Source organism: Thermodesulfobacteriota bacterium (genome assembly GCA_036482575.1).
In the GTDB taxonomy this organism is placed as follows: Bacteria; Desulfobacterota; GWC2-55-46; order GWC2-55-46; family JAUVFY01; genus JAZGJJ01.
This window is the reverse complement of sequence record JAZGJJ010000049.1, coordinates 1-11,948: the sequence shown is the minus strand read 5'-3', so window position 1 is coordinate 11,948 and position 11,948 is coordinate 1. Positions and strand designations below refer to the sequence as shown.

Annotated in this window: 10 protein-coding genes; 4 read left to right on the top strand and 6 right to left on the bottom strand. The window is 59.7% G+C overall.

Annotated elements, in window-relative coordinates:
- The 3 genes from V3W31_02330 to V3W31_02320 all read left to right on the top strand — a co-directional run.
- Nucleotides 1-340: hypothetical protein (locus V3W31_02330; GenBank protein MEE9613774.1), on the top strand; the 340-nt coding region annotated here is incomplete at its 5' end.
- Nucleotides 341-387: 47 nt separating this feature from the next.
- Nucleotides 388-1,569, top strand: coding sequence for a hypothetical protein (locus tag V3W31_02325; GenBank protein MEE9613773.1), 1,182 nt, complete (start codon nt 388-390; stop codon nt 1,567-1,569).
- Between the two features lie 132 nt (nt 1,570-1,701).
- Entirely contained in the window at nt 1,702-2,541 is an 840-nt protein-coding gene (locus V3W31_02320) for an MBL fold metallo-hydrolase (GenBank protein MEE9613772.1), read from the top strand.
- A gap of 70 nt (nt 2,542-2,611) precedes the next feature.
- On the opposite strand, the gene V3W31_02315 is transcribed toward V3W31_02320, so the two are convergent.
- From V3W31_02315 to V3W31_02300, 4 genes are all read right to left on the bottom strand, one after another.
- Nucleotides 2,612-3,868: a hypothetical protein gene (locus tag V3W31_02315; GenBank protein MEE9613771.1), complete on the bottom strand. Its 1,257-nt coding sequence runs from the start codon at nt 3,866-3,868 to the stop codon at nt 2,612-2,614.
- The gene (locus V3W31_02310; GenBank protein MEE9613770.1) at nt 3,865-4,674 is read right to left on the bottom strand and encodes an outer membrane lipoprotein-sorting protein; all 810 of its coding nucleotides are present in this window, start codon (nt 4,672-4,674) and stop codon (nt 3,865-3,867) included. The genes V3W31_02315 and V3W31_02310 overlap by 4 nt, the downstream gene beginning before the upstream one ends.
- A 17-nt stretch (nt 4,675-4,691) precedes the next feature.
- Nucleotides 4,692-7,001 carry an MMPL family transporter gene (locus V3W31_02305; protein ID MEE9613769.1) on the bottom strand — a complete coding sequence of 770 codons (2,310 nt, stop codon included), beginning with the start codon at nt 6,999-7,001 and terminating at the stop codon, nt 4,692-4,694.
- 104 nt (nt 7,002-7,105) lie between these two features.
- Nucleotides 7,106-7,456, bottom strand: a complete 351-nt coding sequence (locus V3W31_02300) for a DsrE family protein (protein ID MEE9613768.1) — start codon at nt 7,454-7,456, stop codon at nt 7,106-7,108.
- A gap of 114 nt (nt 7,457-7,570) precedes the next feature.
- Here V3W31_02300 and queF point away from each other — a divergent pair, with 114 nt between their 5' ends.
- On the top strand, nt 7,571-7,933 hold the full coding sequence (queF, locus tag V3W31_02295; protein ID MEE9613767.1) for a preQ(1) synthase: 363 nt from the start codon (nt 7,571-7,573) through the stop codon (nt 7,931-7,933).
- A 13-nt stretch (nt 7,934-7,946) separates the two neighbouring features.
- Here the strand turns inward: queF and V3W31_02290 are convergent, their stop codons facing one another.
- Complete coding sequence (locus V3W31_02290) at nt 7,947-10,658, bottom strand: PAS domain-containing protein (GenBank protein MEE9613766.1); 2,712 nt, start codon at nt 10,656-10,658, stop codon at nt 7,947-7,949.
- A 111-nt stretch (nt 10,659-10,769) separates the two neighbouring features.
- The coding region (locus V3W31_02285) for a PD-(D/E)XK nuclease family protein (protein MEE9613765.1) at nt 10,770-11,948 on the bottom strand (1,179 nt) is incomplete at its 5' end.

Below are 11,948 nucleotides of genomic sequence, written 5' to 3'. Positions count from 1 at the left end.
CGCGGCCCTTATAAGCTTTTCCGCCGCGGGCACGGGGGGCTTCATATTCTCGAACGGATACCTCGACGCCTCCCCGGAGGTCGCCCACACCGCCACGGTCCTCCGGAAGACCGAGGTGACGGGTGATAAGAGCACGAGCTACTACGTCTTCGTCCCCGCGTGGGGGGATAGAGAGGGGGAGCTCAAGATAAGCGTCAACTCCCACTTCTACAACTCGGTCCGGGAGGGGGACGCCATCGTCGTTGCAACGAAGGCCGGCTACCGCGGCGTGGAATGGATCGTATCTTACGCGAAGACGGAAACCGAAGAGCCCGCCCGCGTCTCGGGGGGGGAATTATAGGTAGGCGCGACCCTCCCCGCACCACCAAAACGAAGCCCGAGATCAAATTGAATTTTACAAACCGCATGGATTCTCCCCTGAACTCTCCCCTGAACTCTCCAAAGGTATCCCTTGGAATAACCGCGGCGGCCTACCTCCTTTTTATAGTCCTCCGGCTCGCGCTCAGCGGCTACGACCCCTCTCACTTCGTAACGGCCGGCGACCGGTTCTGCGACCCGGCCCTCGTTCCCGAAAACCTTAGCGTACTGAACGACTCCGCCGGTTACGACGGCCAGTTCTACTACCGCCTTGCCCTTGACCCGTTTACCTCGAAGCAAACCGACTTCGGCATTACAATCGACGACCCCGGCTATCGCCAACAGCGGATACTCTATCCGCTGACGGTATGGGCCGTGTCGCTCGGGCGTCCCGAGCTTGTCCCCTCGGCGATGATACTCGTTAACTATCTCGCCATCTGCCTGATGGGATGGGTCGGGGGGCTTTACGCCCGCTCGATGGGCCGGCACGCTCTCTGGGGCCTCGCCTTCGCCTTCTACCCCGGCTTCCTTCTGAGCCTGGCGCGGGACCTGACCGAGGTGCTCTCGGCCTCGCTTATGCTAACGGGGTTACTGCTGGTCCGACGAGAGCGGCACCTCTCCGCCGCACTGCTCTTAAGCCTCGCGACGCTGGCCCGGGAGACCGCACTCCCGGCCGCGGCCGGGCTCGTCTTAATATGGCTTTACGAAAAACTGAAAAACAAAAGCAAACAGGGGGCGGCCCCCCTCCTATTCCTACTCCCCCTTATTTTTTATTCCCTCTGGCAGGTCTGGCTCTTCCAGCAGTGGGGAGCGCTCCCCCTGCTCTCGCGCGACGAACTCACGGGCTCACCCCTGCCCTTTTCCGACTTTATAACGTCCTTCCTTCATAACGCCTCGCTCGAAACACACCACCAGCGGTTATGGTTCGCGGAGATGTGCTTTCTGACGGCCTTCGCCGTTACCGCGCTATATTCGCTCCGCTCATCCTCGGCACGGCCGCACGAAAAACTGTCGTGGCTCCTCTACGGGGTCCTCGTATCGACCCTGAGCCGCCTCATATGGGTCGAAGACTGGGGCTTCATGCGCATACTCTCGGAGTTCTATGTCCTTGGCACGATAGTAATCCTCGGATCGCAATCGAAACTGAAGCTCCCGGTATTCGCCTGCGCCGCGCTGTTGTGGTTGATCCTGTTCAGTATCCGGCTTGGATAAAAATAAATGTCCGATACGAAGGGACGGCCGGGACAAAAAGTCCGGCCGCATTTGACTAATCCCTCCCGTTTGTTATAATAAATTTTTTGCGCCTGATCTCGAATCTAACGCGCCGAAGGAACAGGGATAAAAATGCTCATACGTTGTTGGGGTTCAAGGGGTTCCATACCGGTCTCCGGCGAGGAGTACATCAAGTACGGCGGCGACACGACCTGCGTGGAGATCACCTCCGCCAGCGGCGAGATCATGATAATCGACGCGGGCACGGGCATAAGGGCGCTCGGGAACAGCCTCGTCCGCAAGAAGAGGAGCAAGATGAGCCTCTTGCTCACCCACTCCCACTGGGACCACCTCTCGGGCTTCCCCTTCTTCAAGCCACTCTACAGGAAGGAGAGCAAGATAAAGGTATGGGGGCCCGAGGTCACGCATGACTCGCTCAGGAACCTCATCTCCAACACCATGGCGCCCCCTTACTTCCCCATAGAGCTGGAGGGCATAAACGCGGACATAAGCTTCCACACCATAAAAAAGAAAAGCTTCTCGATCGGCGGGATCAAGATAGAGAACATCCCGCTCAGCCACACGAACCAGGGCGTGGGATACAAGTTTACCGAGGACGGGAAGAGCTTCGTCTTCATTACCGATAACGAGATAACCCACCAGCATCCCGGCGGGCTCGACTACAGGGACTACGTTAAGTTCTCCGAGGGCGCGGACCTTCTCTTCCACGATGCCGAATACACCCCCGCGGACTACAAGATCACCCGCGGCTGGGGCCACTCGGTCTACCTCGACACGCTCTACCTCGCGCTGGAAGCGGGAGTAAAAAAGCTCGGCCTCTTCCACCACAACCAGGACAGGACCGACCCGGAGATAGACAAGATGGTGGAGGAGTGCAGGTCGATAGCGTACGATAGGGGCTCGGGGCTGGAGTGCCTTGCCGTGGCCGCCGGCACGGCGATAGAGCTTTAGACCGCCGGGCGCCGTGGCCGCTGGCACGTCGGCTCACCGGGCATTATTCAAGAAACCAACGCCTTCTCCCTCAAAAGCCGTACCTTACCCTCACGTACGCGTTCTGGTTCCCCTCGAGCTGGCCGAACTCGGTGTGGTCGTCGGCGCCGGAGAAGAGATTGGCACCGGCCGTTACCTTGAGGTTGTCGCTTACGGCGTAGCTCACCGACGGTCTCAGATAAACGTCGTCGTCCGTCGGGCTGTAGAAGGTAAAGAGGGACAGCGTAAGGGTCTGGCTCCGGAGGAGCTTTGTAATACGGAGCGTCAGGAGCTGGCGGAACTCATCCCTCGACCGGGCCTCCGGCGGAAGCGAGCGACGGTACTCCCCGTAGTCGAGCATCTCTTCGACGAGCCACTGGAGCCCCACCTTCAGCTCCCCGCCCATGTCCCGCGTGTAGCCGAAGAGGTACTTTACCGAAGAGTTCTCCACCGAGCCGTCGCCACCGCCCCTGTCGTCCCTCGATTCGTAGTACCCGAGCTCAACGCTCCCTATGCCGCCCCATACGGGGCCCCGGAGACTCATGCCGTAGACGTTAAGTCTCGGATAGAAGAACTCCTTCTTCGAGGCGTCGAGCACGCCCCTCGGCTCCTTATAAAAGCCCCTGAAGAAGTATACGGCGCCCTCAACGCTCCCGAAGGTGCGGTAGGCCCTCGCGGCAAGCTCCGCGTTCTCCGCCGTCCGGGGGGGTTCCTCGAAGCTCCGTACCGAACCCTCTCCGACTATCTCCCCGTCGATACCGTCGTAGAACGAAACCCGCTCGCCCCTCAAGCTCTCATTCGGCTCGAAGACGGGTATGAGGACGAAGTCGAAAGAAGCTGCGTCGGTAAAGAACCATAGCCTCGCGGCATCGCTCGGGCGCTTCAGGTACTCGTCGGCCCTGCCCGTAAAGAACGCCACGTAGTCCTTGGGAAAGAGGTCGTTTACAAAGAGGAAGTCCCCGGTGCCCCAGGTCAAGACCTGCCTTCCGAGCTTCATGTCCACTGATTCGGCGGGACTCAGAAAGAGGTTAAGCTCCCGGAAGTAAAAATAGAGGTCGTCGTCGTAGCCGTCGGCAAGGAACTCCGCCTTAAAGAAGAGCTCGCCGTCGTGGTCTTCCAGGAGGGCCGGGAAGTAGAGGCCCTTGAGCTGGAGCCTCGCTTCCATAAGGTTGTAGCGGTCCCTCTCACCCCTCTTGTCGGCGAACTTCGCGCCGTACGCGCCTTCGAGAAAACCGTGAAGCTCCGTTGCCGACGCGCGGGGAGCGCAAAAAAGAACGAAGATAAAACAGACGGGAAGAAACCACCTCATTTAATCCACTTCCTCGGGGGCTTCCTGAGATACCGCTCGGTAAAGAGCTTCTCCTTCAGGCCGATATTATACCCGACATCGGTGAACTCTATCAGGGTCTCCCCCCTGCCCTCCTCTACGGCCCTGGCCCTAACCACCGTCGGTATCCCCTGGACGTCTTGAACCTCTTCGACGACCATAGTCTTGTAAGGTTTGCCGCCCCTGTCGAAGTACTCGGCCTTAAGCGGCATAAAGCTCTCCCTGTCTATCCTCGTTACGTAGTAGGAAAATTCGACGGCATCGGCGTCCTTCGGCGTGTTCTTTATTATGAATACCGGCCTCCCGTCGAACTCTTCTTCTCCCCCCCCCACAATGAACTCGTGTGTGTCGTCGCCCGGGGCCCTTCCAGAGACGTCCTCGTAGGTGAAGTGAGAGCCGGCGAAGCTCGACCGCTTGTCCTTTGCGGCCACCCGCTTTACGAGGTCTATGGCCGGAAGGTAGAGCCACCTGTCGTCACCCTTCCCTATGTTCTTCCAGACCATGAAGACCATACCCGCCACATCCGGCGGCTTACGGAAGTAGACGTAGTACTTTTGCGCCCCGCCGTCTTCGACGTCCCTCCTGAGCATTGTGACCTCTCTTACCCTCACCCTGCCGGCGCGGTCGGTTATCGTCATCTTAACCGACGCCGTGCCGTCGTCCCCGCCGTAGTAGTAGACGAGGCTGGCCTTCTCTATAATCTCGTCCGGAGTAAGGGCCGAGGCGCCGGTAGAGAAGACAAACGCCGGCAACACGATAAGACACGCCACAAGAAAGAATTTTTTCATCCGGCACCCCCCCTTCTTTAAAGTTTAAGCCTGCTTCTTAAAAGCGCCATGAGCGCGGGCAGAAGAAGCAGCGTGGCGAATCCGCTTACCGCCATTATGGCCGCGAAGAAAACGCCGACGGTCTTATACGGAACGAGCGGGGAGAGAAGGAGCGGCAGGAAGCCCACCGCTATGACGACCACGTTCCTCAATATCGCCCTCACCGGCTCGTCGAAGAGCCTCCCGACCGTAACGTCCCAGTCCGGGGCCCCGGCGCGTATCTGCCTCGTCCTCTGGCACAGATGTATGGCGAAGTCTATGGATATGCCGAGCGTCAACGCCGACAGCACGGCTATGGGCATGTCGTAGTACTTGCCGCTCATGCCGACAAGGCCGTATATAAGGGTAATGGTCATGGTAAGCGGCACCATGGATATAAGCCCCCAGAGAGGCGCGCGGAAGAGCAGGGCCATTATTATGAATACGGTGACGGCACTTCCGGCAAGGGCCCGGAGCATGCCCGCGACCATCTTCTCCTGCCACACGACGTTAAGGTATGTGAGCCCGGCCCACCGCGATTCCATACCCGGCGGAGGGTTCTTTTCCATGTAGGCGGTCGCGAACTCCTCCACGCGCTTCATGTCCCGGTTGTCGCCGCTCGTAAGCTGTACCCAGACGTTGGCCTTCTCGTAAGAGGGGTCCACCAGGTGATAGAGGTCGTCCGGGTCGCCGCTCATCTCGTAGAGGAAGAGATACTGGGCCACCTTCTCAGGCGTGTCCGGAAGCGCGTTATAGGCCGGGTCCCCGTCGTGCAGCTCGAAGGAGACCTTTTTAATCACGTCAACTATGGAGGTGGTCTTGCCGACCACGTCCACGGAGGCGAGTTCCCTCTGGAGTCTTTCGATATAGGCGAGCGTCTCCGGCTCTTTCATCACCTCCCCGCCTTCTTCGCCCTCGAAAACGAGGTAGGCCATGTAGGTGCCGCCGAAGTGGCTGTTAAGGACGCGATCGGCCACGCGTATGGGGTGGTCCGAGTGGAACCACCTGACCGGGTTATCGTTAACCACGGTAAGGCTTATGCCGTAGACGGATACCGCCACGAGGAGGGTGCACGCGACAAGAATCGATTTTGCGCGCTTTACGGCGAAGCGGCCGAGCCCCTGCTGGAAGCGATAGGCCGCCCCCCCCGCCCCCTCCGCGCGCCCCTTGAATCTCTTCAGCGCCTTTTCGGGGAGGAGCATTATAAAGGCCGGAAGGAGCGTAATCGTCATTATCCACGCCGCGAGTATCCCGAACGAGATGAAACCCCCAAAAACCCTGACCGGAGGGATGGGCGTAAAGAGGAGTGAGGCGAAGCCCACGGCAGAAGTGACCGAGGTAAAGAGCATCGGCACGAAGAGCTCGTCGGTCACTTCGAGGATAGCCTTCTTCCTGTCTCCCGCCGACGGGAGCCTGTCGTGGAACTCGCTCAAGAGGTGTATGGAGTCAACGACCGCTATGGGCATCAGGAATATCGGTATCATGGAGCTCATTATATGCACGGTAAAGCCCGCGCCGATGAGAAACCCCATGGCCCAGAGGACGGTCATCATGGCCACGGCCATGGAGGAGAGCACAAGGAGCGGGGCCCTGAAGAAAAAGAGCATGAGGAGGAATATCAAAAACCCCGCGAGCGGGGCGGAGATACCCATCTGCTTGAACATCTCGGTACCGAAAGTATCTTCCGCGACCGGAAGTCCGGCCATGTGGTAGGTCTCGCTCCCCCCACCGTGCCTTTCGGTTATCGCCCTTATCTCTTTGGATATCCTGTGGCTCTGGTCCTTTTGCTCTATGGGTATGAAGATGGTTATGGCCTCGCCGTCGGCGGCCACGAGGAGGTCCTTCAGGATAGGATTGGCGAGTGCCCTGTCCCTTACCTCCCGGGCGGCCTCCGGGCTTTTAACGGTCCTCCCCATAAGGGGCTCTATCGTCAGGAGGCCGCCCTCGCCCCGGATGTCGTCGGTGGTGGTGGGGCTTATGACGTCCCTTGCGATAACGCCGTCTATCTTCAGTATCTCGTCCGTTATCCTGGCTATATTTTCGAGCGTGGCGGGGGTGAAGGGACCATCGGAAGAAGCGGAATCCACAACGCCGAGCACTATGGTGTCGTGGAGGAAAAAGTCGCGCTTGACTTCTTCGTGGGCGATCCGGACGGGCTCTTCGGCGGAGAGCATGTTCTCGGGGTCGGTGTCTATGCGTATGGAGGGTATCTGTACGGCAAAGAGAAAGGTCAGGACGAGGTAGAGCGCCGCCACGACCTTCGGATGGTCAACCGAAAATATTACGGGCTTCAGAAGGAACTTTTTCACCTATCGCTCCACCGAAAGCAGAAGCGAAAGGAGTATAAAACTCCCGGCTATGGGCCTTAAAAGTCTTTCCACATGCACGGGAACACCCCCCGGTTAAAACCTCGTCAGAATACCAGCACCTTTCCCTCTTCCTTCACCCACCTCGCCAGGTCTATGGTCTTCCCGACGACCGCGCCCTCGATGAACTCCTCCTGGGTGAACCCCCTGGCCTTTGTGCATGTAAGGCAGCTCCTCACCTCGGCCCCCTTCTTTATGAGCGCCCCGAGCATCTCGCCCACATTATAGTACCCCTTGGGCGGGGACTGGCCCTTCTTGGCCGCCGCGACGCTGTCGGCGTAAAGGAATATCCTCACCCCGGTCCCGACCGTTAGAAGCGCCTCGGAGAGCCTTAACGCGTTCCAGAGTTTTTCGCTCCCGTAGGACGCGTCCTGCAGGACTATTGTCACCGTGTCCATCCTCATATCTCCTTTCCGTATTATAAAAAACCCGTCTTTTTATTATAGCGGGAATTTTTGCGCCCGCAAGGCCCGGCCTTTACACGCCGGGGCCGAACTGTTAAAATGCCCCCCATGAAGGACTATGGAAAGAAAAAGGTGAGCGAGGCCGGGCTCGAGGCCTGGGATAACCCCACGCCCGAGAGGGATTACACAATCGAGATAACGCTTCCCGAGTTCACCTGCCTGTGCCCGCGCTCGGGCTATCCGGACTTCGCGACCATAAGGGTCGCCTACGTGCCGGACAAGAAGATAGTCGAGCTCCGGAGCCTGAAACTCTACCTGAACTCCTTCCGCGACGTGGCCATATCGCACGAGGCGGCGACGAACACGGTCTTCGACGAACTGAAGAAGCTCCTGAAACCTCGAAAACTCGAAGTCACCGGAGAGTTCAACCCCAGGGGCAACGTGAAGACGGTTATAAAGGTAAGCCTCTGATTGACAGTCCCGGTCAGGCTTTAATGACCTCGCGCACGGCTGCCATCAGGTCGTCGGCCTTATACGGTTTTTTCAAGATGCCGCTAAAGCCGTAGGATTTGTAGTCGGCCATCACCGGGGAGTTGGAATAGCCGCTCGATACGATCGCCCTGACGTCGGGGTCCATCTCGCGGAGCTTCCCTATCGCCTCCTCCCCCCCCATGCCGCCCCTTATGGTCAGGTCCATTATGACGGCTGAAAAGGGGCTGCCGGAACTCCGGGCCTTTTCATACTTCTCTATCGCCTCGTCGCCGCACCCGGCAAGGTCCGTCTCGTATCCGCTCTGCTCCAGCAGGTCGCAGACGAACCCCCCTATCGTCTTCTCGTCGTCCATGATGAGGATACGCCCCGCGCCCTCAAGCGGCACCTCCTCCACCTCCCTCTCCTCGGGGACCTCCTTATCCGAAGCCGGGAGATAGATGTGGAAGGTCGCCCCGACCCCCCATTCGGACTCGACAGTGATTAGCCCGCCGTGGTTCTTGACTATGGAGTAGGCGCTGGCAAGCCCGAGCCCGCTCCCCCTCCTCTTGGTCGTAAAGTAAGGGTCGAATATCTTCTGCAGGGTATCCTTTCCTATCCCGACCCCCTCGTCGGCGACGGTTATCCTTATGTAGTCCCCGTCCGGCAGCTGGAGCGGCCGCTTCTCACCGGCCCCTAGGTTCTCGCACACTACCCGGACGGTCCCTCCCTCGATCATGGCCTGCTCGGCGTTTATGAGAATATTATTCATTACCTGGCTTATCTGCCCCTCGTCGGCCTCCACCGCCGCGAGGTCGTCCGGGACGACGCACTCTTCCTTCACCTTGGAGCCCCTCAAGACTATACTCACCGACTCCCTTACCACCTTCCCGATGGAGACGACCTTCTTCACCGGCTCCCCGCCCCTGGCGAAGGTAAGGAGCTGCTGCACCAGCTCGGCCGCCCGGACCGAGGCCTTCTCCGACTCGTCTATCCTCGTGTATATGTTGTCCCCCTTGGAAAGGGTGCGCTTGGCGAAGGAGAGGTTGCCGAGGATGGAGGTCAGGAGGTTATTGAAGTCGTGGGCGATGCCTCCGGCGAGGACGCCGAGGGATTCGAGTTTCTGACTCTTCAACGCCTCATCCCTCATCTTCCTGCGCTCGGTTATGTCATGGGTCGTCCCCACCATCCTGACGGGCCGGCCCGTTCCGTCGAGCGTGACCTCGGCCTGCTCCAGGACGATGCGCTCGGCGCCGTCGGGCAGGACGATGCGGTGTTCGATGCTGTAGGGCTTGCTGTCGCCAAGGGCCCCTTCCACCGCCTTCTTGACGGCCTCCCTGTCGTCGGGGTGGACGAAGGCGAGAAACGCCTCGTAGGTCGCGTCGAACTCATCGGGCTCCAACCCGAAGATACGGTGGACCTCGTCGGACCAGGTGAGCTCGTTTTTCACTATATCCCAGTCCCAGCTCCCGAGGCGTGCAACCCTCTGCGCCTTGTCGAGACTCTCCTTGCTCCTGCGGAGCACCTCCTCGGTGCGTATGCGTTCGGCGACCTCGGCCGTCAGGTGCTTATTGAGACTTATAAGCGCCGCGGTCCTCTCTGCCACTTTCACCTCGAGCCCATCCTTTGCCGCCCGGAGCTTCCGCTCGGCCGCTACTCTCCTAACGCTCGCCCCGGCAAAGAACCCGGCGCCCACGCCCAGGAGAAGGATAATGCCCAAAGACGAAAAGACGGCCCAGTGCCCGTGTCCACCCTCCGCCGCGAGCGCGTCCGCGGACATGAAGGAGACGACCTTCCAGTAGTAGGGGCTTTCCACCCCGCCCCCCTTGAAATCGACCTGCCCCATGGTGCCCTTGAGCGGATAGACCGTCGTAAAGGTAAAGAGCCCTCCCTCACTATAAAACCGTCCCGACTCCGTCCCGGACACCTCATGCCAGGCCTCGGGGTAGTCGACCCCGAACCTCCGCTCTCCCCCGTCCTCGTACATGAAGCCCCACTCGTCGCCGGGCCTGAGCCCGTGGAGGTAAAAACCGTCCGGGTTAAGGAGCACGAACCTTCCGGGGCCTTCGGTGAAGGCATCCTTAAAGGTGTTTATGAGCCTCCGTCCCAGATAGTTAAGGACCACCACCCCCCTCTTTCGCCCCTCGTTATCGAATACCGGGGTGCCGAAGCGTATCATGGGCTTAAGGGGCTCCTCTATCTTCCCCTTCTCCACGTTCAGGTCGAAGGGAGAGACGAAGACCTCCCCTCGGCCGAGCCCGATGGTCTCCTTGAAGTAGTAGCGGCCCGCCTTGCTCTGAAGCCCCTCGTCCGGGACCAGGGAGACGTCGCCGTTATTGTAGTTGACCCTGCCAAGCTCCATGCCGGCCGAATCGATAAGGCGTATCTGGTCGTAGATCCCCTTCTTCTGGCTGAAAAAGAGGTACTCTCTGGCTATCTCCCGCCTGTAGCCGCTGCCGCCGCTTTCGAGGAACTTTTTGACCTCGTTCTGCTCGGAGAGGAACAGGAGGTCCGTGACGACCGAGCGGAACCTGTCGATAATGTGCCTTCTCTGCACCTCCACGCGGTGGGCCTCTCCGGCCTCGAGCACGGTCCTTTCGCTATCGCGGTGCACAAAGTAGACCACCGCGATAATGCCCAGCGCGACCAGCACGGAAGGGATAAAGGCGACAAGGAAGCGCTTTGCGAACGCCCGTTTGTCGATGGATGTGTACTCTTTTGAACTCATATCCGGGCATGGAGGGGCTGTTGAAAAAAGTACCTCATTGTCATTGCTTCGCCCTTTCTCAGGAAAGGGCGGGCTCCTCGCAATGACAATTTTTCAACAGCCCCGTGGTCCCTACTTCTCAGGACAGATGTTGTTGAACGCGCACCAACCGCAGTTAAGGTAGTCGGGCTTGGCCGTAAAATCCCTCTCCCTTATGCCCGAGGCCACCTCGTCTATGATCCCGAGCGTTTTTTCCATCTCCGGCTGGTCGAAGGAGGCCCCGCCGACGAGCCCGCTTTCCACGAAGTGCAGCTCGCATCCGGCCGGGGGCCTGCCGAAGTTCTTCTCATAGGCAAGGGCGTAGAGCTTTAGCTGCACCGAGCCCTTTGCCCTCTTGTCCGCCTTCTTCTTATCGGTCATCTCCGAGGTCTTGAAGTCTATCACATACGGGCCGTCCTGTCTCTCCTCCACCATGTCCCACCTGCCCCGGAGGACGCTGGTGCCAAGCTCGACGCTAAAGTCCTTCTCCACGGCGGCGGGCATGATGCCGTTAGCGCCTTCGCGCGCGAGAAAGCCCTTAAGCGCGGCCGCCCCGGCCTCCCACCTCCGGGTCTCGTGCTCCCTGGAGACGAAACCCTCGCTCCGCCAGGAACCCCTGAAGGCGTCGATCAGCTCTTCTTCGGTTATCCTCACCCCCTCGGTCTTCCTCCGGAAGTAGATGGAGATCGCGTCGTGCACGGCCTTGCCGTACATGACCGCGTGGTGGGGGAGGAGCGGGACCTTCAGGACGTGCACGTACTTGAACTTCAAGGGGCAGGTAAGGTAGTCGTCTATCTGGTAGTGGCTGAGCCTCAAGACCGTGTCGCCGGCTATGGGCTCGAGCCCGTGAGTTGCCTTCCGGACGGGAGCGAACCTCTCTATGGCCTCTTTGGGGGCGGCCTTTATGGTGGTGGCCGCGCGCGGGGTGTCGAGCGCCTCCAGGACGAACCTGCTCACCTTCTTCGCCCTCACCCCGCCGTAGTCCGAGGCGCTCGTCAGGTAGAGCTCGTCCATGGCCCTGGTCATGCCCACGTAGAAGAGCCTCCTCTCTTCTTCCAGGTGGAAGTCTCCGGTCGGCACTATGTCCCTTACGAGCCCCTCGGGCACCTCTATGGGGTCTTTCCTTTTCCTCCTCGGGAACCTCTCCGAGACAAGCCCCACCATAAAAACCGTTCCGAACTCGAGCCCCTTTGCCTTGTGCACGGTAAGCACGTGCACCCAGTCCGAATCGATGTCCGGCCCGGCAGGCGGGGGGTTGTCCCCGGCGTCCAT